Annotated in this window: 20 protein-coding genes; 12 read left to right on the top strand and 8 right to left on the bottom strand. The window is 66.5% G+C overall.

Annotated elements, in window-relative coordinates:
- The first annotated feature begins 60 nt into the window (after nt 1-60).
- The gene (locus ACFJGT_RS03470) at nt 61-561 is read left to right on the top strand and encodes a hypothetical protein (protein ID WP_377845909.1); all 501 of its coding nucleotides are present in this window, start codon (nt 61-63) and stop codon (nt 559-561) included.
- Between the two features lie 10 nt (nt 562-571).
- Here ACFJGT_RS03470 and ACFJGT_RS03465 read toward each other — a convergent pair whose 3' ends face one another.
- The 5 genes from ACFJGT_RS03465 to ACFJGT_RS03445 all read right to left on the bottom strand — a co-directional run bounded on the left by ACFJGT_RS03465 (nt 572) and on the right by ACFJGT_RS03445 (nt 5,713).
- On the bottom strand, nt 572-1,171 hold the full coding sequence (locus ACFJGT_RS03465; protein WP_377845907.1) for an HdeD family acid-resistance protein: 600 nt from the start codon (nt 1,169-1,171) through the stop codon (nt 572-574).
- A gap of 143 nt (nt 1,172-1,314) precedes the next feature.
- Complete coding sequence (tal, locus tag ACFJGT_RS03460) at nt 1,315-2,283, bottom strand: transaldolase (RefSeq protein ID WP_377845905.1); 969 nt, start codon at nt 2,281-2,283, stop codon at nt 1,315-1,317.
- 231 nt (nt 2,284-2,514) lie between these two features.
- Complete coding sequence (locus ACFJGT_RS03455; RefSeq protein WP_377845903.1) at nt 2,515-3,351, bottom strand: carbohydrate ABC transporter permease; 837 nt, start codon at nt 3,349-3,351, stop codon at nt 2,515-2,517.
- Nucleotides 3,348-4,223, bottom strand: coding sequence for a carbohydrate ABC transporter permease (locus tag ACFJGT_RS03450; RefSeq protein ID WP_377848910.1), 876 nt, complete (start codon nt 4,221-4,223; stop codon nt 3,348-3,350). Before ACFJGT_RS03450 ends, ACFJGT_RS03455 begins: the two co-directional genes overlap by 4 nt.
- 107 nt (nt 4,224-4,330) lie before the next feature.
- Nucleotides 4,331-5,713, bottom strand: coding sequence for an ABC transporter substrate-binding protein (locus ACFJGT_RS03445; RefSeq protein ID WP_377845901.1), 1,383 nt, complete (start codon nt 5,711-5,713; stop codon nt 4,331-4,333).
- A gap of 236 nt (nt 5,714-5,949) precedes the next feature.
- Between ACFJGT_RS03445 and ACFJGT_RS03440 the strand changes: the two genes are divergently transcribed.
- The 3 genes from ACFJGT_RS03440 to ACFJGT_RS03430 all read left to right on the top strand — a co-directional run bounded on the left by ACFJGT_RS03440 (nt 5,950) and on the right by ACFJGT_RS03430 (nt 10,079).
- Nucleotides 5,950-6,930: an ABC transporter substrate-binding protein gene (locus ACFJGT_RS03440; RefSeq protein ID WP_377845899.1), complete on the top strand. Its 981-nt coding sequence runs from the start codon at nt 5,950-5,952 to the stop codon at nt 6,928-6,930.
- 31 nt (nt 6,931-6,961) lie between these two features.
- Complete coding sequence (locus tag ACFJGT_RS03435; RefSeq protein ID WP_377845897.1) at nt 6,962-8,713, top strand: ABC transporter permease; 1,752 nt, start codon at nt 6,962-6,964, stop codon at nt 8,711-8,713.
- A gap of 67 nt (nt 8,714-8,780) precedes the next feature.
- Nucleotides 8,781-10,079, top strand: a complete 1,299-nt coding sequence (locus ACFJGT_RS03430; protein WP_377845895.1) for a diguanylate cyclase — start codon at nt 8,781-8,783, stop codon at nt 10,077-10,079.
- A gap of 10 nt (nt 10,080-10,089) precedes the next feature.
- Here the strand turns inward: ACFJGT_RS03430 and ACFJGT_RS03425 are convergent, their stop codons facing one another.
- Nucleotides 10,090-11,019: a LysR family transcriptional regulator gene (locus ACFJGT_RS03425; protein WP_377845893.1), complete on the bottom strand. Its 930-nt coding sequence runs from the start codon at nt 11,017-11,019 to the stop codon at nt 10,090-10,092.
- 122 nt (nt 11,020-11,141) lie between these two features.
- Between ACFJGT_RS03425 and ACFJGT_RS03420 the strand changes: the two genes are divergently transcribed.
- The 6 genes from ACFJGT_RS03420 to ACFJGT_RS03395 all read left to right on the top strand — a co-directional run bounded on the left by ACFJGT_RS03420 (nt 11,142) and on the right by ACFJGT_RS03395 (nt 16,853).
- Entirely contained in the window at nt 11,142-12,638 is a 1,497-nt protein-coding gene (locus tag ACFJGT_RS03420) for a CoA-acylating methylmalonate-semialdehyde dehydrogenase (protein WP_377845891.1), read from the top strand.
- A gap of 22 nt (nt 12,639-12,660) precedes the next feature.
- Entirely contained in the window at nt 12,661-13,203 is a 543-nt protein-coding gene (locus tag ACFJGT_RS03415) for a hypothetical protein (RefSeq protein ID WP_377845889.1), read from the top strand.
- Complete coding sequence (locus ACFJGT_RS03410) at nt 13,200-14,354, top strand: isobutyryl-CoA dehydrogenase (RefSeq protein ID WP_377845887.1); 1,155 nt, start codon at nt 13,200-13,202, stop codon at nt 14,352-14,354. The genes ACFJGT_RS03415 and ACFJGT_RS03410 overlap by 4 nt, the downstream gene beginning before the upstream one ends.
- Before the next feature lie 136 nt (nt 14,355-14,490).
- Nucleotides 14,491-15,378: a 3-hydroxyisobutyrate dehydrogenase gene (mmsB, locus tag ACFJGT_RS03405; RefSeq protein ID WP_377845885.1), complete on the top strand. Its 888-nt coding sequence runs from the start codon at nt 14,491-14,493 to the stop codon at nt 15,376-15,378.
- A gap of 43 nt (nt 15,379-15,421) precedes the next feature.
- Entirely contained in the window at nt 15,422-16,378 is a 957-nt protein-coding gene (gene nudC / locus ACFJGT_RS03400) for an NAD(+) diphosphatase (protein WP_377845883.1), read from the top strand.
- Between the two features lie 22 nt (nt 16,379-16,400).
- Nucleotides 16,401-16,853: a PaaI family thioesterase gene (locus ACFJGT_RS03395; RefSeq protein ID WP_377845880.1), complete on the top strand. Its 453-nt coding sequence runs from the start codon at nt 16,401-16,403 to the stop codon at nt 16,851-16,853.
- A gap of 187 nt (nt 16,854-17,040) precedes the next feature.
- On the opposite strand, the gene ACFJGT_RS03390 is transcribed toward ACFJGT_RS03395, so the two are convergent.
- On the bottom strand, nt 17,041-17,895 hold the full coding sequence (locus ACFJGT_RS03390; protein ID WP_377845878.1) for a prephenate dehydratase: 855 nt from the start codon (nt 17,893-17,895) through the stop codon (nt 17,041-17,043).
- Between the two features lie 56 nt (nt 17,896-17,951).
- The gene (locus ACFJGT_RS03385) at nt 17,952-18,686 is read right to left on the bottom strand and encodes a 3-deoxy-manno-octulosonate cytidylyltransferase (RefSeq protein ID WP_377845876.1); all 735 of its coding nucleotides are present in this window, start codon (nt 18,684-18,686) and stop codon (nt 17,952-17,954) included.
- Nucleotides 18,687-18,888: 202 nt separating this feature from the next.
- Between ACFJGT_RS03385 and ACFJGT_RS03380 the strand changes: the two genes are divergently transcribed.
- Nucleotides 18,889-19,431 (top strand): c-type cytochrome, encoded by a 543-nt coding sequence (locus tag ACFJGT_RS03380; RefSeq protein WP_377845874.1) that lies wholly within the window; start codon nt 18,889-18,891, stop codon nt 19,429-19,431.
- A 178-nt stretch (nt 19,432-19,609) separates the two neighbouring features.
- Nucleotides 19,610-21,478 carry an extracellular solute-binding protein gene (locus tag ACFJGT_RS03375; protein WP_377845872.1) on the top strand — a complete coding sequence of 623 codons (1,869 nt, stop codon included), beginning with the start codon at nt 19,610-19,612 and terminating at the stop codon, nt 21,476-21,478.
- The last annotated feature ends 6 nt before the right edge of the window (nt 21,479-21,484 follow it).

Genomic DNA, 21,484 nt, shown 5'->3' with positions numbered 1-21,484 from the left:
CCTGAACCGAACCTTTCGCGACCATTCAGCGTTGAGCTGGTGGTAGCGGAGGGCAAGGCGATGGCACGCAACGGGATGGCGCGGTTCGGACTCGCGGCGGCACTCCTCGTGGCCGCCGCGCCCGCGGCCGAGGCGGCCGGCCTGTTCGACGATCTCGCTCGCGCGCTGTTCGGTGGCGGCCCGCGCCTGCGGGCTTCCCCGATCTACGAATATGACGACGAGCCGCGCATGCGGGCGCCGCGCGCCCGAGCCCCGGCGCCGGAGGTTTCATCGAAGCCGAAGCCGCCCGTCGTCCAGCTCGATCCCCAGGCCGACAAGCACTGGTACCTGAAGGACCCGACGCTGCGGCGCGGCGACATCGTCGTCACCGCGCGGGGCGTGATGGTCTATCAGGGCCGTGACGCAGATGCCTCGCGCCCGGCCGATTTCGTCGCGCTCGGCGGCAACGATGCCAAGGGCTGGAAGCAGCAATTGCAGACGGCAGCTGCCGGCGGACGCGCCCGATTCAGCGACCTCGGTACGCCGATCAAGGCTGCCGTGACAGCCGAAGCAGCAGAGTAAGCGACAGGACTCAGCGCGGCTTCACGCCATCGAAGGTCGAGCGGATCGCGCGGGCCAGCGCGATCGCGGCCCAGCCCTGGAAGATCAACTCGACCGCGAAGAAGGTGCCAAGCACCCAGAGGCTCGAACCGGGCCATTGGGCCAGGATCATGCCGCCGAGCAGCAGCGACAGCGCGCCCGAAAAGGCGATCCAACCCCAGGCGGGCAATTCCCGGTTCTGGAAGGCGACGACGAGGCGCAGCACGCCGGTCGCAACGAGCGCCGCGCCGGCAAGCAGCGTCAGCGAAGCCGTGGCAAGAAGCGGATTGGCGAAAGTCAGCAGGCCGATTGCGACATAAAGCAGGCCGATGAGGATGTGCAGCAGGCGGCTCTTCCAGCCCTGATGCCGGAAAGCGTCGATCAGCACGACGACACCGCCGACCAGGATCATCGCGCCGAACCAGATCGCGCTGGCGAGGCTGAGCAGCGCAACCGCGCCAAGGCCAAGCACGCCGAGAATGACGAGAGCGATGCCCGCCGCCATCAACCAGCCGGAATTGCGCCGCAGCGGGACGAGATGGGTGGCGAGCGAGGAGCCCGAGCGGGGCGCGGATTCTGCGGGGGTGGTCATGGCCGACTCCGGTTGGGCGGGCCGCGACAGCCGGGGCGGCCTCGTCAGGACATCGATCCATCAGAGGCCTGCCCGAGGCCCGCGTCAATGATCTGCCGCAAAGCGGCAGATCAGACCACGCTGCCGCTCAGCCGGAAATCGCCTCAGCCAAGCTTGGCGGCGACGAGCTTGCGCAGGCCGCGCAGGTCCTTGACGAAGCCGCGGATGCCCTCCGCCAGCTTCTCGGTCCCCATCGCATCCTCGTTCATGGCGAAGCGGAAGGCCTTCTCGTCGAAGCCGAGCTTCCTGCTGACACCCCCCTCCATTTGCGGCGAGGCGGCCGGCGAGAGGCGACGCGGCAGGTCGCCGGTCGCGGCGGCGAGTTCGTCGAGCAAGCCCGGTCCGATGGTCAGGCGGTCGCAGCCGGCCAGCGCCTCGATCTCGCCGGTGTTGCGGAAGGACGCGCCCATCACCACGGTCTTGATGCCGAAGGCCTTGTAATAGGCGTAGATGCTCTTGACCGAGACCACGCCGGGATCGGTCTCGGCGGTGTAGGGGCCGCCGCCGGCCTTGACGTGCCAGTCGAGGATGCGGCCGACGAAGGGCGAGATCAGGAAGGCGTTCGCCTCGGCCGCCGCAACCGCCTGCGGCAGAGCGAAGAGCAGCGTCAGGTTGCAGTCGATGCCCTCGCCCTGCAGCACCTTGGCGGCCTGCAGGCCCTCCCAGGTCGAGGCGATCTTGATGAGGATGCGGTCCTTCTCGACGCCGCGTTCCTTATAGGCGGCGATGACGGCGCGCGCCTTCGCGATGGTTGCTTCCGTGTCGAAGGAGAGATCGGCATCGACCTCGGTCGAGACCCGGCCGGGGACGATCTTGGTCAGCTCCGCACCGAAGCTCACGGCGAGGCGGTCGCAGACGGCATGGACCGCCTTCTCGCCGCCGCCCTGCTTCTTGCCCCAGCCGATCGCCTCGTCGACGAGATCGCTGTAGGCTGGCGTCTCCACCGCCTTGAGGATCAGGGTCGGGTTGGTGGTGCAGTCGACGGGCTTCAGGCGCCGCACGGCCTCGATGTCGCCGGTATCGGCGACGACGGTGGTCATCTGGCGGAGCTGGTCGAGCTTGGAGGCGGTCATCGGTCTATCCTCGGCAATTCGTCTTGTCGTAACGCATTCACTGTGGCGCCTGTTCGCTGCGATTGCGAGAGCGATGAAGCAATCCGGCCATGCGGCGAGCTGACGCCGCCTGAAGCCGCACGTCATACCCGGGCTTGACCCAGGCATCTCTTGGAGGAGAAGCGCCCTTTCCAGCCCGAGATTCTCGGGTCGAAGCTGCGCTTCGCCCGAGAATGGCGCGCGCCGCCAGCCTCAGCTCTTCACCGCGCCCGAGGTCAAGCCGCCGACCATGTTCTTGCGGAACAGGTAGTAGATCGCCGCCGGCGGGATGGCATAGAGCAGGCCCGCCGCCATCAGCAGGTTCCAGGGCGCGTCATCGGCCGAGAGGAAGAGACCGAGGCCCACCGCGAGCGGCACCGCCTTCTCCGAGGAGAGCAGCAGGAAGGCGTAGAGATACTCGTTCCAGGCGAGCAGCAGCGCGTAGATGCCGATCACCACCATCGAGGGCTTCATCAGCGGCAGATAGACCAGCCGGAAGAGCTGGATCGAGGTCGCGCCGTCCATCACCGCGGCCTCGTCGAGTTCCTTCGGCAGTTTGTCGGAAGCCTGCTTCAGCACCCAGATCGCATAGGGCGAGGCGAGCGCGACCATCGCCAGGATCAGCGAGGCCTGCGTGTTGAGCAGGCCGTAGGAGCCCATCGCCTTGTACATGGGGATCGCGAGGAAGGCGGCCGGGATCAGGTAGGTCGCGAGCGCGAGGTTCATGATCGTGCGCCCGCCCTTCACCTTGAGGCGCGCGATGGCGAAGGCCGCGAAGGTCGCGACGAAGAGCGTGATCAGCCCCGTCGCCACCGCGATGAAGAAGCTGTTGAACATCTGCCGCCAGAAATTGTGCAGGTAATAGTGCTGTTGGGCGAAGACGATCTGGAAATTCTGCAGCGTCGGCTGGTCGGGCCAGAGCTTGCCGGCCAGCATCGATTCCTGGTTGGAGATCGACAGCACGAACAGGTGGTAGATCGGCAGCAGCGTCCAGACCAGGACGGGGACCGCGACCAGCAGCAACTTGCCTTCGTCGAGGAACTTCTTCATGCGTCCGGCCCCTTCGACAGGCGCTTCACCATCACGAAGACCATCGGCAGGATCAGCGGCATGGCGACGATGATCGAGGCGATACCGAGATCGAGATTGTTGTTGCGCATGTAGCGGATGCCGAGCGTCGCCAGCACATGGTTCAGGTCGCCCGGCCCGCCGCCGGTGAGCAGGTAGACGCTGTTGAAGTCGCCCAGCGTCCAGATCATCGAGAGCATGGTCGAGGTGACGTAGAGCGTCGCCAGCGACGGCCAGGTGATGAAGCGGAATTGCTGCCAGCGATTGGCGCCGTCGACGCTGGCGGCCTCGTAGAGGTCCTGCGCGATGGCGAGCCGGCCGGTGATCAGAATCAGCGTCCAGAACGGCAGCGACTTCCAGATATGGACGAAGATCGAGGAGATGAAGGCGAGCTTGGGATCGGTGAGCCAGCCCGGTCCCTCCATGATGCCGAACCACTGGAAGAGCTGCTGGTTCAGCATGCCGTTCTCGGGGTTCAGCATCACCCGGAAGGACAGGATGGTCGGGATCGACGGCACCGCCCAGGGCAGGATGAACAGCACCAGGACGATGCGGATCCAGGCCCGCTGCTGCACGAAGAAGCCCGACAGCATGAGCGCGATCAGGAATTTCAGGTTCACCGCCACGAACAGGAAGATGATCGTGTTGACGACGGTGCGGATGAAGATCGGGTCGGCGAAGAGCGCCCGGTAGGAATTCCAGTTGAGGCCGAGCCAGAGGCCGTAGGCCACCGGGTAGACCACCATGACGGCGAAGACGAGCACGTAGGGGGCCAGCATGATGGCTCCCCACATCGCGCGATCACGCGTGAAGCCCGATGCATCCTCGCGCGGTGCTGCAAGCGGCGCGGTCATGGCGGCTGAGCTCATGGACTCTCCGTCGAATTGTCATCCTGTGAAAGATACGCCGCGGCAAGGATTGCCGCGGCGGGTCGTCGATGCAAGCAAAACGAGCGCGGAGGTCAGCCGGCGATCTGTTTGATGCGGGCGATCATCTCGTCCACGGCCTGCTCGGCCGGGATCTTGTCCTGGACGACGCGGTTCACCGCCTTGGCCCAGACGTTCTCGGCGTTCACGGTCGTGAAATTGTAGTTGTAGACGAACTGGAACGGCACGGTGCCGTCCTTGTATTGCTTGTAGACCACCGCGCGATGCGGGTCCTTGCCATCGGACCAGAACGGCGCCTCGATCGCCTTCAGCGTCGTCGGCACCCAGCGGCCGGCCGAGCCCTCGACGAAGGGCCGCAGGTTCTCGTCCTTCATGAAGAAGGCCATGAACTCCTTGGCGCGCTTCTTGTTCTTGGCCTCGGCGAAGATCACCGCGGTCTTCACGGCGGCGAGGTTGGTCATCTTGCTGCCGTCGGCCTTGAGCGGGAACTCGGCGGTGCGGATGTTGTCCTCGTAGTTCTTCTTGGCCGTCGCCCGCTGCTCGGCGGTGAGCGCCTGGTTGTTCATGTCGTCCATGTGCTTGCCGGCGATCGAGATCGTGGCGTTGTGCGTGGCGACGGTGGTGCGGTTGTGGAAGGCGACGTTGTTGTCGGGATCGAGCCAGTTCACCGAGGAGGGCGGCGTGCAGCCGCGCTGGAAGATGTTGGCGTAGGACTTCACCGCCTCGACCATCGCCTTCTTGTTCTCGGGCTGGTCGAGCACGATCTTGCCGTTCTCGTCCACGACCTTGGCGTTATAGGCATTGGCGAAGGTCAGGAACGAATAGAAGGTATCGGAGGCCGCAATGCCCATCGGGTGGCCGATGCCATAGACGCGCTTGCCCTTGGCGCGCATCGCGCCCTGGACCTTGTCGCACCAGAAATCCCAGTAGCCGTTCCAGGTCTTCGGGATATCGGCTTCCTTGAAGCCGGCCTCCTCCAGCATGTCCTTCCAGTAGGTGATGTGCATCATCTGCTGCTCGACCGGGAAGGCATAGTATGACTTCTTGCCGGCCTTGCCGTTCATCAGGAAGGTGGTCGAGAGCGCCATCGGCTGGAACTCCGACTTCAGCGGCTCGATCACGTCCGAGACGTCCTCGAGCTTGCCGTCATAGGCCCATTTGCCGGTGGTGCGGAAATCATAGGTGGTGCAGAAGCCGACATCCGGCGGGGTGCCGGCATCGACCGCGCCGACCGACTTTGTGACGCAGTCCTCGGTCGCGTAGAGCGAGAGCTCGACCTTGACGCCCGTCGCCTTCTGGAACTTGTCGACGACGGCGAGCAGCGCGTCGTCCTCGCCCTTGTAGAAGCCCTTGGTGAACCAGGCCGTCAGCGTCTCCTGCGCCATGGCGGCGCCGGACCAGCCCGCGACCACCGCCGCGACAGCCGTTCCCATGGCAAAATGCCGTACCAGCTTCATCCGATATCCTCCCGTTTAAACCGTTTTAAAGCGACCTTATGATCGTCTTGCCGCGACCCTAATCGAAAAGCCCCGCACGAAACAAGCCGGGTGATCCCCGCCAAATAGTATTGCTAGTTCCAGAGTGCGCAAGCGACCGGAAGCGTGGAAACCGGCAGCCTTTTCATGGAACTGTCATGTGCCGGGACTACCGGCAGCGCCATCTCGCAATCGCGATCGAAAGATGGAGTTCCGACATGCAGCGCAAGGCCCTGAGCGCCTTCATCCTTGCCGCCGGCCTCGCCGCCGCGCCGCAGGTCCTCGCCACTGAGGGCAAGCTGGTGCTCTATACCAGCCAGCCCAATACCGACGCCCAGCAGACGATCGACGCCTTCAAGGCGAAATACCCCAGGGTCGATGTTTCCTTCGTGCGTGACGGCACGCCGCGCGTCACGGCGAAGCTCAAGGCCGAGTTCGAGGCCGGCGCCCCGCAGGCCGACGTGCTGCTCATCGCCGATGCGGTGACCATGGAAGGCCTGAAGAAGGACGGGCGGCTTCTCGCCCATGACAAGGCTGATCTCGGCGCCTATCCGGCCGGCATCCACGACCCGCAGAAGATGTGGTTCGCGACCAAGCTGATCACCACCGGCATCGTCTACAACACCAAGGCGGCGATGAAGCCCACGAGCTGGACGGACCTCGTCAAGCCTGAGGCGAAGAACCAACTGGCCATGCCGAGCCCGCTGAACTCGGGCGCGGCGCTGATCCACACGATCACGCTGACCAGCAATCTCGGAGACGGCTGGGGCTTCTACGAGAAGCTCCGGGAGAACGGCACGCTGGCCGCCGGCGCCAATGGCGACATCCTGCGCCAGGTCGCGACCGGCGAGAAGCTCTACGGCATGATCGTCGACTTCATGCCGATCCGCGAGAAGGCCAAGGGCGCGCCGGTCGAGTTCGTCTTCCCGAGCGAGGGCGTCTCGGCCGTCAGCGAGCCGGTCGCGATCCTGAAGAGCAGCAAGAACCCGGAAGCCGCCAAGGCCTTCATCGACTTCCTGCTCTCCAAGGAGGGCCAGGAGCTGGCGCTGAAGCAGGGCTATGTCGCCGCGCATCCGGACGTCGCGCTGCCGGCCGGCTATCCCGCCCGCAGCGCGATCAAGCTGATGGCCTTCGACGCCGCCAAGGCGCTGACCGAGGAGGCCGCTGCCCGCAAGCGCTTCGGTTCGATCTTCGAGTGATGACGAAATTGCTGTCGCAGCGGCCGGCGCGATGACGCTGGCCCTTGCCCGAAACAGCCGGCGGGAGTCCGCAATCGCGGCCCCGCCGGTTTCGCGTCTGCGCCTGCCGGAAGGCTGGGGCCTGCCGGCGTTCGTCGTCGCGGTCGCGCTGCTGCTCGGCGGCCTGCCCTTCTTCCGGCTGGTCGTGGCTGCCTTCACCCCCGGCTGGCAATTCGCGCCGGGCGAGGCCTTCGCGGAGATGACGAGCCGCGCGGCTGTCACCGCGACCTGGCACACGCTGGAAACGGCCTCGCTCTCGGCGCTGGGCGCGCTCCTTGTCGGCGGCATCGTCGCGCTGGCGCTCGGCGTCACCGATGTCAGGGGCAAGCGCCCGCTCGCCTTCGCCTTCGTCTTCTCGATGATGATCGCGCCGCAGGTGGCGGCGCTCGCCTTCCTGAGCCTGCTCGCGCCGAATTCGCCCATCCTGTCGCTGATCGGTCTCGCGCCGCCGCCGGGCACGCCGAACCCGCTGCTCGGACGTGGCGGCATCATCCTCGTCATGGCGCTGCATCATGCGCCGCTCGTCGCGATCACGCTCTGGACCGGCCTGCGCAGCATTCCGCAATCGCTGGTCGAGGCGGCGCAGATGGAAGGCGCCGCGCCCGCGACCATTACAACCCGGATCGTGATCCCGGTGCTGCGGCCGCAGATCATCGCCGCCGGGCTGATCGCCTTCGTCGCGGGCGTCGGCAATTTCGGCATTCCCGCCCTGCTCGGCCTGCCCGTGAATTATCTCACGCTGCCGACGCTGATCTATCGCCGGCTGTCGAGCTTCGGCCCGTCGAGCCTCGGCGAGACGGCGGCTCTCGCCGTACTCGTCGGCGTGGTCGCGGCGCTCGGCATCGTCGCGGCGGCGCTTGCCGCCCGCAACCAGCGCGGCAAGGTCGAGATCGAGCGCCCACTCGAGCCCTATTGGCTGCTCGGCCCGGCCCGCCCCTTCGTCGCAGCGGGCTTATGGTTGCTGCTCACCTTGAAGCTGGGCTTGCCGCTGCTCGCGCTCCTCAGCGAAGCATTGACGCCGGCGCTTGGCGTCGCCCTCTCCTGGCAGACGCTGACTTTCGACAAGTTCGCGGAGGTTCTGTTCCGGCAGGCCGTGACCATGCGCGCCTTTCGCAACTCGCTCATCTTCGCCGGCAGCGCAGCGCTGATCCTCGCCATCCTCGCGATCGTCTTCGCCTATGCGCTGGAGCGGCGGCTCGGCAAGCTCCGGCGCGCCGTCGAACTGATGATCGAACTGCCCTATGCCCTGCCGGGCATCGTGCTCGCCATCGCCTGCATCCTGATCTTCCTGAAGCCGCTGCCATTGATCGGCGTCAGCATCTACGGCACGCCCTTCATCATCCTCTTCGCCTATCTCGCCCGCTTCCTGCCGCTGGCACTGAAAGCGCCGGTCGCGGCGATGGCCCAGATCGAGGCGCATCACGAGGATGCCGCCAAGCTCGACGGCGCCGGCCTCACACAGATGCTGCGCTTCATCGTTGCCCCGATCCTGGCGCCGGCAGCGGCCGTCTCGGCCCTGATGGTCTTCCTCATCGCCTTCAACGAGCTCACCGTCTCCGCCCTGCTCTGGTCCTCGGGGACGGAGACGCTCGGCGTCGTGCTGTTCAGCCTCAAGGAAGCGGGCCTCGCCGGCGAGGCGGCAGCGGTCGCGATCAGCGCCTGTGCGGTCATTCTCCTCGTGATGCTGGCGCTCGACCTGATCGGCCGTAACCGGCAGCACAACATCCTGCCCTGGCGAATTTAACGCCCGGACGCGGGTCTGACGGGCAGATGTGACGGAAAATTAAACTTGCAGGCGCCCTAAATGGAGCATGAGTGCCCATCAGACTCTGCAGGCCAGGCCGGAGCCCGTACCGGACGACCGCCAGATCCTCGTCATCGAGGACTCGCGAACCTTCTCGCTCGCACTGCGGCAGCTCCTCCAGGCCGAGACCGGACTGCCTGTCACGACCTGCGCTTCGCTGAAGGAGGTCAGCGACCTCATCGTCGCGGCGCCCGGCGCCTATGCGATTGCCGTGGTCGACCTGAACCTGCCCGACGCGCCGCGCGGCGAGGCGCTCGACTGGACCGTGACGCACGGCATCCCCTCGGTCGTCTTCACCGCGACCTTCGATCTCGCCACGCGCGGCCGGATCATGGAGCGGGAGGTCATCGACTACGTCCTCAAGGACAATGAATTCGCCCTCCCCAACATCGTCGGCACGGTCAAGCGGGCGCTGAACAACCGCAATACCCGCATCCTCGTCGTCGACGACACCCGCACCACCCGCAAGGTGCTGGCGCGGATGCTGTCGATCCAGCAATATGCCGTGGTCGAAGCCGGGTCCGGACAGGAAGCGCTGACGATCCTGGAGAGCAATCCCGACATCCAGCTCGTGGTCAGCGACTATTACATGCCCGACATGGACGGGTTCGAGCTGGCCCGGCGCATCCGCAGACAACGTCCGGACGTGCGTGTGCTCGGCATCTCCTCATCGACCGACCGGCAGACCTCGGCAGGCTTCCTCAAGGCCGGCGCGCATGACTTCGTCTCGCGGCCCTTCGTGCTGGAAGAGCTGCAATGCCGCATCGCCTCCAATGTCGAGGTTCTCGACCAGCTCCGCCAATTGCAGGATCTCGCGGCGCGCGACTTCCTCACCGCGCTGTTCAACCGCCGCCATTTCTTCGCGCGCGGCCGGCAGCTCGTCTGCGAAGCGCGCGAGATGGGCCTGCCGATCTCGGTCGCCATTCTCGACATCGACCATTTCAAGCGGCTCAACGACCGTCACGGCCATGATGGCGGCGACAAGGCGCTGATAGCCGTCGCGCGGACGCTGAGCTCCATGGCCGAGCGCGGCTTCAACCTGCTTGCCCGGATCGGCGGCGAGGAATTCGCGATCATCTTCCCGGGCGCCGATCTCGCCGAGGCCGAGCGCCTGTGCGACGATATCCGGGCTGCCATCGCGGGTGCTCCCCTCATCATCAACGGTGACACCCTGCCGCTCACCGTTTCGATCGGCGTCGCGACGCTCGCACCCGACGCCATGCTTGAAACCTGTCTCGGCCAGGCGGACGAGGCGCTCTACGTCGCCAAGCAGGACGGTCGCGACAGGGTCCGGTCCGCCGCCTGACAGGCCTGCGCTATTCCGCCGCGATGCGTGGCTCGGCCCTCGGCTCACCCATCAGGAGGGCGCGCGAGGCCTTCGCTTCGCGCACGATGAAATCGACGATCGCGCGCACCCGCGCGACGTCCTTCAGGTCGGCATGGACCAAGAGCCAGAAGGAACGCGTGATCGAGACCGTCTCGGGCAGGACGGGCACGAGCCGCTTCTCGCCCTCGGCCATGAAGTGATGGATCACGCCGATGCCGGCGCCCGCCGTCACGGCGTTCATCTGGGCGATGACGCTGGAGCTCTGGACATGGGCGCGCAGGCCCTTGGCGACCTCGTCGAGATAGTCGAGCTCCGGCGAGAAGATGAGGTCGTCGATATAGCCGATGATGCGGTGCTCGAAGAGATCCTCAGGCTTCGTCACCGGCGGCATCGCGGCCAGGTATTCCGGCGAAGCATAGAGCCCGAGGCGATAGTCGGAGAGCTTGCGGGCGACGACCTTGCCCTCCTTGGGCGGCGCCAGCGTGATCGCGACATCGGCCTCGCGCTTCGACAGCGACAGCAGGCGCGGCATGGCGATGAGCTGGATTTCCAGACCCGGATAGGACTTCGCGAACAGCGCCAGACGCGGTGCCAGAAACGAGGTGCCGAAGCCGTCGGGCGCGCCGATCCTGACCGTGCCGGAGAGCGCCATATCGGCACCGCCGATATCGCTCTGGATCGCCAGCGCTTCGGTCTCCATGCTCTCGGCCTTGGCGAGCAGGCGTTCGCCATGGGCGGTCAGCGTGTAGCCTTGCGGGCGGCGCTCGAAGAGCTTGGCCTTCAGCGCCTCCTCCAGCGAGGTGATGCGGCGCGAGACGGTGGCGTGGTCGGCGCCCAGCCGACGCGCGGCTGCAGTCAGGCGACCGGAACGCGCCACGGCCAGAAAGAAGCGGAGGTCGTCCCAGTCGAAGCGCTCCAAGGCTCTCTCCCATATTCGTGTTTTCGCACGACCAGCGTTTCGCTCTCGCTATAGCCGTGCGCAAACGAGAATGGTAGGGAGGTGACAAGATCAACGCACCATCAGTTCGTAGGGAGGGCGCGATGCGTCAGGTTGGGCATTTCATCGGCGGCAAGCATGTCGCGGGCACCTCGGGCCGCACGGCCGACATCTACCAGCCGATGGACGGCACGATCATCGGCAAGGTCGCCCTCGCCTCGACCGCCGAACTCGACGCCGCCGTGCAGAACGCCGCCGAGGCGCAGCCGAAATGGGCTGCGACCAATCCGCAGCGCCGCGCCCGCGTGCTGATGAAGTTCCTCGACCTGATCGCGCAGAACAATGACGAGCTCGCAGAACTCCTCGCCCGCGAGCACGGCAAGACCATTCCCGACGCCAAGGGCGACATCCAGCGCGGCGTCGAGGTGATCGAATATTCGCTCGGCGTCCCCGGCCTGATGAAGGGCGAGTACACCGACGGCGCCGGCCCGGGCATCGACATCTACTCGATGCGCCAGCCGCTCGGCGTCTGCGCCGGCATCACGCCGTTCAACTTCCCGGCGATGATCCCGCTCTGGAAGCTCGGCCCCGCGATCGCTTGCGGCAACGCCTTCATCCTGAAGCCCTCCGAGCGGGACCCGGGCGTGCCGATGCGCCTCGCCGAGCTCTTCATCGAGGCCGGCGGCCCTCCCGGCATCCTCAACGTCGTCAACGGCGACAAGGAATCGGTCGACGCCATCCTCGACAATCCCGAGATCAAGGCTGTCGGCTTCGTGGGCTCGACCCCGATCGCGGAGTACATCTACAGCCGCGGCTGCGCCAACGGTAAGCGCGTCCAGTGCTTCGGCGGCGCCAAGAACCACATGATCATCATGCCCGACGCCGACATGGACCAGACGGTCGATGCCCTGATCGGCGCCGGCTACGGCTCGGCCGGCGAGCGCTGCATGGCGATCTCGGTCGCCGTTCCCGTCGGCAAGGCGACCGCCGACGAGCTGGTCAAGCGCCTGATCCCGCGCGTCGAGAGCCTCAAGATCGGCCCTTCGACCGACGTCAATGCCGATTACGGCCCGGTCGTGACCAAGGCGGCGATGGAGAAGATCAAGCAATACGTCGATGTCGGCGTCCAGGAAGGCGCCAAGCTCCTGGTCGACGGCCGCGACTTCAAGATGCAGGGCTACGAGAACGGCTTCTATGTCGGCGGCTGCCTGTTCGACAACGTCACCAAGGACATGCGCATCTACAAGGAAGAGATCTTCGGGCCGGTGCTCTCGGTGCTGCGTGCCGACACCTATGAAGAGGCGCTGAAGCTGACCAACGACCACGAATACGGCAACGGCACCGCGATCTTCACCCGCGACGGCGATGCGGCGCGCGATTTCGCCTCGAAGGTCCAGGTCGGCATGGTCGGCATCAACCTGCCGATCCCGGTTCCGCTGGCCTATTACACCTTCGGCGGCTGGAAGCGCTCCTCCTTCGGCGACCTCAACCAGCACGGCCCGGACTCGATCCGCTTCTACACCAAGACCAAGACGGTGACGGCGCGCTGGCCGAGCGGTATCAAGGATGGTGCGAGCTTCGTCATCCCGACGATGAACTGAGGCGCCACCGACGGAGGAGGCCATGGAGCGACCGCTGCGCATTATCGCAACGTCGCTCGCCCTCCTCTGCGGCATGGGGCAGGCCCTCGCGACCGGCCCCGCTTCCCCTGCCGAGGATGCGCTCTGCGAACCGGGCGCAGCGGAGAACGCGCCCCTCACCGAGACGCAGCTCGCCCGCTGCCGCCAGCTCTGGCAGGAGCGGCTGCAGGCGGCGCGGGAAAGAAACCGGCTGTTCCACGAGCAGGCGGTCGCGGACAGGGAGCATCAGCGTGCCGCAACGGCCAGCCGGGCGCCGCGCTCGGCCGCGCCGGTGACCGTCGAAACCTTCATCAGAACCGGCGACGTCGCCTATGGCGACGTGGTGGTGACAGACAAGGGACCGCGCGTTTTCGTCGGCAAGACCGGGGAACCGGCCACGGAGCAGGATTTCGTGGCGCTCGATTCGCCGCGGTCCCCGCATCGCAGCCGCACCGGCGCTTATGACGGGGCCTATCCGCAGCCCCAAAGACCTCAGGCCGCGAAGCCGCGGCCCGTCGCCCCCAGCCAGCAGGAGCGCAAGCCTTGAGCCCGTTTTCCCTGACCGAGGACCAGATCGCCATCCGCGACATGGCGCAGGATTTCGCTGCAGAGACCCTGGCCCCCCATGCGGCGCGCTGGGACGAGGAGAAGCATTTCCCGATCGAGGAGATGCGCGCTGCTGCCGCGCTCGGCATGGGCGGCATCTATATCGGGGATGATGTCGGCGGCTCCGGCCTCACCCGGCTCGACGCGGCGCTGATCTTCGAGGCGCTGTCGACCGGCTGCCCGACGGTGGCGGCCTATATCTCGATCCACAACATGTGCGCCTGGATGATCGACCGCTACGGCTCACAGGAGCAGCGGCAGCAATTTCTGCCGAAGCTCTGCACGATGGAGCATCTGGCGAGCTACTGCCTGACCGAGCCCGGCGCGGGCTCGGATGCCGCGGCGCTGAAGACGAAGGCGGTGCTGGACGGGGACCACTATGTCCTCGACGGGCAGAAACAGTTCATCTCCGGTGCCGGCGTTTCCGACATCTATGTCGTGATGGCGCGCACCAGCGAGGCCGGCCCCGGCGGCATCTCGACCATCGTCGTCGAGAAGGACACGCCCGGGCTCTCCTTCGGCGCCAACGAGAAGAAGATGGGCTGGAATGCCCAGCCGACGCGGGCCGTGATCTTCGAGAACTGCCGCGTGCCGGTGGCCAACCGTCTCGGCCCGGAGGGCATCGGCTTCAAGATCGCCATGGCCGGGCTCGACGGCGGCCGGCTCAATATCGGCGCCTGCTCGCTCGGCGGCGCACAAGGCGCGCTCGACCGCTCGCTCGCCTATGCCAAGGAGCGGAAAGCCTTCGGCTCGGCCATCGCCGACTTCCAGGCCCTGCAGTTCAAGCTCGCCGACATGGCGACCGAGCTGGAGGCGGCCCGCAGCCTGCTCTGGCGCGCGGCAGCTGCCCTCGACGCCAAGACGCCGGATGCGACCAAGCTCTGCGCCATGGCCAAGCGCGTCGCCACCGATACCGGTTTCGAAGTCGCCAACCACGCCCTGCAGATCCATGGCGGCTATGGCTATCTCGCCGATTACGGCATCGAGAAGATCGTCCGCGACCTGCGCGTCCACCAGATCCTCGAAGGAACCAACGAGGTGATGCGGATGATCGTGGCGCGCGGGCTGGTGGGGCGGGCTAAGGGGAACTGACGCAAAGGGTGTCATCCCTGACGCCGAAGGCGATCCGGGATCGCAAGACGAGAAGGCGCCTTTTTCTGATGACGATCCGGGGTCCACTCTTCGAGCGGCCCGGGATGACAGCAAGAACGACGGGAGGAAACGCAGCATGACCAACATCGCCTTCATCGGCCTCGGCAATATGGGCGGCCCGATGGCCGGGAACCTCGTCAAGGCCGGGCATATCGTCAAAGCCTTCGATCTCGCGCAGGCCTCGAAGGATGCCGCGGCCGAGATGGGCGTCGGCATCGCCGGTTCGGCGAAGGAGGCTGTGGCCGAGGCGGAAGTCGTGGTCACGATGCTGCCGGCCGGCAAGCATGTCCTCACGGTCTGGGCCGATATCCTGCCGGCGGTGAAGCCCGGCACGCTGCTGATCGATTCCTCGACCATCGATGTCGAGAGCGCCCGCAAGGCGCATGCGCTGGCGGCGGAGCGCGGCTGCCTCTCGCTCGATGCCCCGGTCTCGGGCGGCACCGGCGGCGCCAAGGGCGCGACGCTGACCTTCATGGTCGGCGGCACGGAGGACGCCTTCGCCAAGGGCGAGCCGATCCTCGCCAGGATGGGCCGCAAGATCGTGCATTGCGGCGGCGCCGGCAACGGACAGGCGGCGAAGATCTGCAACAACATGATCCTGGGCATCTCGATGATCGGCGTCTCCGAGGCCTTCGTGCTCGGCGAGAAGCTCGGCCTGTCGCACCAGGCGCTGTTCGACGTCGCCTCGACCTCGTCCGGCCAGTGCTGGTCCCTGACGACCTATTGCCCGGTGCCCGGCCCCGTGCCGACCTCGCCGGCCAACAACGAGTACAAGCCGGGCTTCGCCTCGGCACTGATGCTGAAGGACCTGAAGCTGGCGCAGGAAGCGGCGCAGGCGGCGGGCGCCTCGACCCCCCTCGGCGCGGCCGCCGCGCAGCTCTTCGGGCTGCACAATGCCTGGGGCGAAGGCGGTACGGATTTCTCCGGTATCATCCACCTTCTGCGCGGGCGCGGGGAGGCGTGAGACGCGCTTGCGCGGCAGGGCTGAGCGGGTTTAGACCCGAAGCATGAACGACGCCCTGCCCCGCCGCGAACGCTCCTCCCTCACCGGCTTCGCGATCAACCGGCTCGACCGGCGCGAAGACCTGCGCAACAAGCCCGATGCGGTGACGGCGCTCCGCCACCGCTCGGATACGCGGATCGCGGTGGTCGCCGGCGAAACGCCGATCCTGAAGCGCCTCGACGGCGAGGCGCTCACGGTCTGGTTCAGCCATGGCGAGACCGAGATGCTCGGCCCGGCCACTGAGGAAATCTTCATGGGGATGGCCGAGGACGGGTCGCCGCGCTTCGGGCGCCTGCTCGACAAGGCCTTGGCCGAGCCGCTGAAGGAGCGGGCCGAGCTGTTCGTCACCGATCTGCGCTCGGTCGCGCTGAAGCGCATCGTGCCGGAGGACGAGGTCGGGCCGCTCGGCGAGGCGAAAGCCGTGCTCGACTGGCATGCCCGCCACCGATTCTGTGCCCAGTGCGGCGGCAAAACGGTTGCCGGAGCCTCGGGCTGGCGGCGCGAATGCACATCCTGCGGCGCGATGCATTTCCCGCGCACCGATCCGGTCGTGATCATGCTGGTGACGCGCGGCGATGCCTGCCTGCTGGCACGACAGGCGCGGTTCGCGCCGGGCATGTATTCCTGCATTGCCGGCTTCGTCGAGCCGGGCGAGACGATCGAAGACGCGGTCAGGCGCGAGAGCTGGGAAGAGGCCGGGCTCCGGGTGGGCAATGTCCGCTACCTCGCCTCGCAACCCTGGCCCTTCCCCTCCTCCATCATGATGGGTTGCATTGCGGAATCGCTCGGCGACGAGATCACGCTCGACATGACCGAGCTGGAAGAGGGCCGCTGGTTCCTGCGCGCGGAGGTGCTGCAGATGCTGGAGGGCAAGCACCCCGACGGGCTCGCCTGCCCGCAGCATATCGCCATTGCCAACACGCTGGTGCGCGCCTGGGCCCTCGAAGGCGAGCGGATCTAGCCCCCATCCCGGAGAGAACGGAATGCCCTCCGAGCTGCGCAGCGTCGATGTCGAGGAGCGCATCCGGTCGAGCTTCGCCAAGCAGGGCCTGATGGCGACGCTGGGGGCCAGCCTGGGTGCGGTCGCACCGGGCAAGGTCGAGATCATCCTGATACCGGGCCCGGCCGTTTCGCAGCAGCACGGCTTCGTCCATGCCGGCGCCGTCAGCGCCATCGCGGATTCCGCCGCCGGCTATGCGGGCTTGAGCCTGATGCCGCCCGGGCGCGGCGTGCTGACGACGGAGTTCAAGATCAATCTGGTCGCGCCAGCCATAGGCGATCGGATCATCGCGCGCGGCGAGGTCGTGAAGAGCGGCCGGACGCTGACGCTCGCCCAGGCCAAGGTGTTCGCGCAGAGCGGCGGGCAGGAGAAGCTCGTCGCGCTGCTGACCGCGACGCTTATGGCGATCGAAGGGCAAGAGGGCGTCAGCGACTGACGCCCCTGTCCACGGCACTCATGCCATCGACGGAACCGCGCCGTCATCCCGGACAAGCTGCGTAGCAGCGCAGATCCGGGATCCATCGTAGGGCTCAGCGCTCGACGATGGATCCCGGGGGCAAGCCCGGGATGACGGCGTGTTTCGGGGAACCTGCCTAAGCGAAGCGAAATGCGCCGGGCGCGCCTTACTCGCCCGCTTCCTCGATCGTCGAGCGGAAGTCGTTGGCGGGGTAGACGCCCATGATCTTCATCTCCTTGGAGAAATAGGAGAGCTCGTCGAGCGCGCGCCGCAGCGCCGGGTCGTCGGGATGGCCCTCGACATCGGCATAGAACATCGTCGCCGAGAAATGGCCGTCGACCATGTAGCTTTCCAGCTTGGTCATGTTGATGCCGTTGGTGGCGAAGCCGCCCATCGCCTTGTAGAGCGCGGCCGGGATGTTGCGGACGCGGAACATCAGCGTCGTGACGGTCCTGGCCCCGCCCTGGCGGGCATATTCCGGATATTTCGAGAGCACGACGAAGCGCGTGGTGTTGTGCTTCTCGTCCTCGATATCCTCCATCAGGATGTCGAGGCCGTAGACCTCCGCGGCGATGCGCGGGGCGATGGCCGCGCGCGTCGGGTCGTTGGCCTCGGCGACCTGGCGGGCGGAGCCGGCGGTGTCGGCGGCGACCTCGGCCTTGAGGCCGAGCTTGCGGATGATCTTCCGGCACTGGCCGAGCGCATGGATATGGCTCTGCACGGTCTGGATCGTGGCGAGCGTCGCGCCCTTCGCCGCCATCAGGTGGAAGCGGATCGGCAGGAAATGCTCGCCGATGATGTGCAGGCCCGAGCGCGGCAGCAGATGGTGGATATCGGCGACGCGGCCGGCGATCGAGTTGTCGATCGGGATCATGCCGTAGCGGGCCTTGCCGTCGCTGACGGCAGAAAGCGCGTCCTCGAAGGTGGCGCAGGGCAGAAGCTCGCAGTCCGGAAACACCTGGAGGGCTGCCTGCGACGAGAAGGCTCCGGGTTCACCCTGATAAGACACGACGAAGGACATGGGACGACTTCAGGCTCCTCAGCTTCTTATTGTAACGCGGCTTGGCCGGTCGGGCCTCAGCGCGCTTTCAGGACTGCGCGGACACGATCGAGATCGGGCGGGGTGTCGACGCCGCGCGGCACATGATCGATGACCATGACGTCGATGCGCATGCCATCTTCCAGCGCGCGCAATTGCTCGAGCTTCTCGCGCAGTTCCAGCGGTGATTGCGGCAGGCTGACGAAACGATCGAGCGCAGCGCGGCGATAGGCGTAGAGGCCGACATGGTGATAGAGCGGCCCCTCGCCGTAAGGCGCAGTGGCGCGGGTGAAATAGAGCGCGCGCATGTGGCCCGGCGCGATCTCGCTGCCGATCAGCTTCACGACGCTCGGCGCCGTCTTCTCCTCCTCGTCGTCGATCACGCCGGCCAGCGTCGCGATATCCACAGCGGGATCGGCGAGCGGCTTCACCGCTGCGGCGATGGCGGAGGGCGCCAGGGTCGGAAAATCGCCCTGCACATTGACGATGATGTCGTAGTGCCTGTCGGGGTCGAGGATGTCGGCAGCTTCCTTGATCCGGTCAGAGCCGGTCTGATGGCCGGCGCTGGTCATCACCGCCTTGCCGCCGGCGGCCTCGATCGCGGCGGCGATTTCCGGCGCATCGGTCGCGACGGCGACGTCTCCGGCGCCGGATTCGACCGCGCGGCGCCAGACATGGACGATCATCGGCGCGCCATGGATATCGGCGAGCGGCTTGCCGGGCAGGCGCGTCGCCTGCATGCGGGCGGGGATCAGGATCAGCGGACGGGCCATTTTCTGAAGCGTGCTCGGCTGGGCCGCCGCCGGTGAAAGCCGGTGGCGGCAAAAGTCTCAAACGGTGCGTGCTTATACGAGTTGCAATGAAGCGCGCAAAGCGGTTAAGCAACGGCGGAAGCTGGAGCCTTTCAAGACTCCGGCCAAGCGCTATCTCGTCTCCCGGGCCTCGGCCGCGGAGGGCACCCAGGGTTCGGACACGATGAATATCGAAGCCAACAAGATTGCCGGCGCGGTTCTGTCCACGCTGCTCGTCGTGATGGGCCTCAACATGACGGCCGGCATCGTCTTCGCGCCGAAGAAGCCTGCCGTGCCGGGCTTCGACCTGCCGAGCGAGGAGCCGGCCGCCGCGGGCGGTGGCGCCGCCGCTGCCGCAGCCGAGGAGCCGATCGCGGTGCGCCTCGCCAAGGCCGACGTCGCCAAGGGCGAGAAAGCCACCGCCGCCTGCAAGGCCTGCCACACCTTCGACAAGGGCGGCGCCAACAAGGTCGGCCCGCATCTCTACGACGTCTATGGCCGCCCGGAAGGATCGGTCGCTGGCTTCGGCTACTCGGCCGCGATGAAGGGCCGCAACGACAAGTCCTGGGACGCCGACGCGCTCGACCACTTCCTGAAGAGCCCGAAGGCGTACGTGCCCGGCACGATCATGGCGTTCGCCGGCATCGCCAAGCCCGAGACCCGCGCCGATGTCGTCGCCTATCTGAACTCGCTGGCCGACGCGCCGAAGCCGCTGCCGAAGCCCTGAGGCAGGCGGCCAGACGACTGATCAGCGATCACGAAGCCGGGCCTTGCCCGGCTTTTTCGTTTCCATGCCTTGCTCACGCCCCGCGCCTGCCCGCACAATCCGCCTCCCGCCAGCCATTGCCGTGGCGCTGCGCGCAGGCGAGATAGAACAACGGCGAATCAGACGGAGACGCGAAACGATGGCGATGCGCATCACACGCCGCAGATTGCTGGAAGCCGCAGGAGCCGCGACCGTCGCGGGCGCCCTGCCCCAGCTTCCCCAGGCGGCGCTGGCGCAGGATGCCGAATCGCATGGGCTCTCGACTTTCGGCGAGCTCGCCCTGCCGCCGGATTTTCCGCATTTCGCCTATGTGAACCCCAAGGCGCCGAAGGGCGGCCTGCTCACCGTCCAGATCAAGCGCGGTGGCGGCAACCAGAGCTTCGACACCTTCAACACGCTCAACACCTTCGTCCTCCAGGGCGATGGCGCCGCGGGAATGGATGCCTGCTTCGACAGCCTGATGGCCGGCTCCGGCGACGAGCCTGGATCGGTTTACGGGTTGCTGGCGAAGAGCGTCGCGGTCTCCGCGGACAAGCTGACCTATCGCTTCCGCTTGCGGCCCGAAGCCAGGTTCCATGACGGCTCGCGCGTCACGGCCCGGGACGTCGCCTTCTCGATGAACATCCTGAAGGCGAAGGGGCATCCGTCCTACCGCCTGCTGCTCAACGAGCTCGTCTCGGCGGAAGCGGAAGGCGACGACATCTTCGTGGCGAAGTTCTCGCCGAAGCGCGGACGCGACCTGCACCTCGTCGTCGCCGGCCTGCCGGTGTTTTCGGAGAAATATTGGTCGACGCGCGATTTCACCGCCTCGACGCTGGAGGCCCCGCTCGGCTCGGGCGCCTACAAGGTCGGGCGCCTCGAACAGGGCCGCCTCATCGAGTTCGAGCGCGTGCCGGATTACTGGGCCAAGGACCTGCCGGTGAATATCGGCACCAATAATTTCGACCGGGTGCGCTGGGAGTATTTCCGCGACCGGCAGGTGGCGTTCGAGGCCTTCAAGGGCGGTGCCATCACCTTCCAGGAGGAATTCACCTCGCGCATCTGGGCGACGGGCTACGATTTCCCGGCCGTGCATGAAGGCAAGGTCAAGAAGGAGACCCTGCCGAAGACCGAGCCGGTCGGCTCGCAGGGCTGGGTCTACAATACGAGGCGCGAGAAATTCGCCGATCCACGCATCCGCGAGGCGCTGGGCCTCGCCTTCGATTTCGAGTGGACGCGCAAGAACATCATGTTCGGCTCGTTCGAGCGCATGACCTCCTATTTCGAGAACGCGGATTCGAAGGCGGTCGGCAAGCCTTCCCCCGAAGAGCTCAAGCTGCTGGAGCCCTGGCGCGGCAAGGTGCCGGACGAGGTCTTCGGCGAGCCCTTCCTGCCGCCGGTCTCGGACGGCTCCGGCAGCGACCGCAACCTCCTGCGCAAGGCCGACGAGATGCTGCGCGCCGCCGGCTGCAAGCGCGACGGCAATGTGATGAAGCTGCCGAACGGCCAGCCCTTCGAGATCGAGTTCCTCGATTCAAGCCCCGCCCTGCAGCCGCATACCCAGCCCTTCCAGGCCAATCTGAAGCGGCTCGGCATCAATGCCACCTCGCGCCTCGTCGATCCCGCGCAGTATCAGCGCCGCCTCGACGAGTTCGATTTCGACATCATCAGCCGGGCGCTCTCGGGCGGCTCGATCCCCAGCGACACGCTCAGCATCGTCTATGGCTCGGAAGCCGCAAAGACCAAGGGCTCGCGCAATGTCGGCGGCATCAGCCACCCCGCCATCGACGCGATGATCGAGACGATCGGCCAGGCCAAGACCTATGCCGATTGCGTCATTGCCGCGAAATGCCTCGACCGCCTGCTGCGGGCCGGGCGCTACTGGATTCCGATGTGGTGGAACGACGAGGAATGGCTGGCCTATTGGGACATGTACGACCGGCCTGCGACCAAGCCGAAATACTCGTCCGGCGCGCCGGGCATCTGGTGGTACGATGCCGAGAAGGCCAAGCGGATCGGAAAGGCGTGACCCGGG

The sequence above is a fragment of the Allobosea sp. UC22_33 genome, assembly GCF_042700715.1.
Taxonomy (GTDB): Bacteria; Pseudomonadota; Alphaproteobacteria; order Rhizobiales; family Beijerinckiaceae; genus Allobosea.
This window is presented reverse-complemented; position numbering and strand designations above follow the sequence as displayed.

Excerpts from the sequence above, each read along its gene's own strand:
- tal (WP_377845905.1), bottom strand. The coding sequence starts at position 2,283 with ATGACCGCCTCCAAGCTCGACCAGCTCCGCCAGATGACCACCGTCGTC.
- mmsB (WP_377845885.1), top strand. The coding sequence starts at position 14,491 with ATGACCAACATCGCCTTCATCGGCCTCGGCAATATGGGCGGCCCGATG.
- ACFJGT_RS03445 (WP_377845901.1), bottom strand. The coding sequence starts at position 5,713 with ATGAAGCTGGTACGGCATTTTGCCATGGGAACGGCTGTCGCGGCGGTG.
- ACFJGT_RS03450 (WP_377848910.1), bottom strand. The coding sequence starts at position 4,223 with ATGACCGCGCCGCTTGCAGCACCGCGCGAGGATGCATCGGGCTTCACG.
- ACFJGT_RS03470 (WP_377845909.1), top strand. The coding sequence starts at position 61 with ATGGCACGCAACGGGATGGCGCGGTTCGGACTCGCGGCGGCACTCCTC.
- ACFJGT_RS03415 (WP_377845889.1), top strand. The coding sequence starts at position 12,661 with ATGGAGCGACCGCTGCGCATTATCGCAACGTCGCTCGCCCTCCTCTGC.
- ACFJGT_RS03455 (WP_377845903.1), bottom strand. The coding sequence starts at position 3,351 with ATGAAGAAGTTCCTCGACGAAGGCAAGTTGCTGCTGGTCGCGGTCCCC.
- ACFJGT_RS03440 (WP_377845899.1), top strand. The coding sequence starts at position 5,950 with ATGCAGCGCAAGGCCCTGAGCGCCTTCATCCTTGCCGCCGGCCTCGCC.
- ACFJGT_RS03435 (WP_377845897.1), top strand. The coding sequence starts at position 6,962 with ATGACGCTGGCCCTTGCCCGAAACAGCCGGCGGGAGTCCGCAATCGCG.
- nudC (WP_377845883.1), top strand. The coding sequence starts at position 15,422 with ATGAACGACGCCCTGCCCCGCCGCGAACGCTCCTCCCTCACCGGCTTC.
- ACFJGT_RS03375 (WP_377845872.1), top strand. The coding sequence starts at position 19,610 with ATGGCGATGCGCATCACACGCCGCAGATTGCTGGAAGCCGCAGGAGCC.
- ACFJGT_RS03380 (WP_377845874.1), top strand. The coding sequence starts at position 18,889 with ATGAATATCGAAGCCAACAAGATTGCCGGCGCGGTTCTGTCCACGCTG.
- ACFJGT_RS03430 (WP_377845895.1), top strand. The coding sequence starts at position 8,781 with ATGAGTGCCCATCAGACTCTGCAGGCCAGGCCGGAGCCCGTACCGGAC.
- ACFJGT_RS03390 (WP_377845878.1), bottom strand. The coding sequence starts at position 17,895 with ATGTCCTTCGTCGTGTCTTATCAGGGTGAACCCGGAGCCTTCTCGTCG.
- ACFJGT_RS03465 (WP_377845907.1), bottom strand. The coding sequence starts at position 1,171 with ATGACCACCCCCGCAGAATCCGCGCCCCGCTCGGGCTCCTCGCTCGCC.
- ACFJGT_RS03420 (WP_377845891.1), top strand. The coding sequence starts at position 11,142 with ATGCGTCAGGTTGGGCATTTCATCGGCGGCAAGCATGTCGCGGGCACC.
- ACFJGT_RS03395 (WP_377845880.1), top strand. The coding sequence starts at position 16,401 with ATGCCCTCCGAGCTGCGCAGCGTCGATGTCGAGGAGCGCATCCGGTCG.
- ACFJGT_RS03385 (WP_377845876.1), bottom strand. The coding sequence starts at position 18,686 with ATGGCCCGTCCGCTGATCCTGATCCCCGCCCGCATGCAGGCGACGCGC.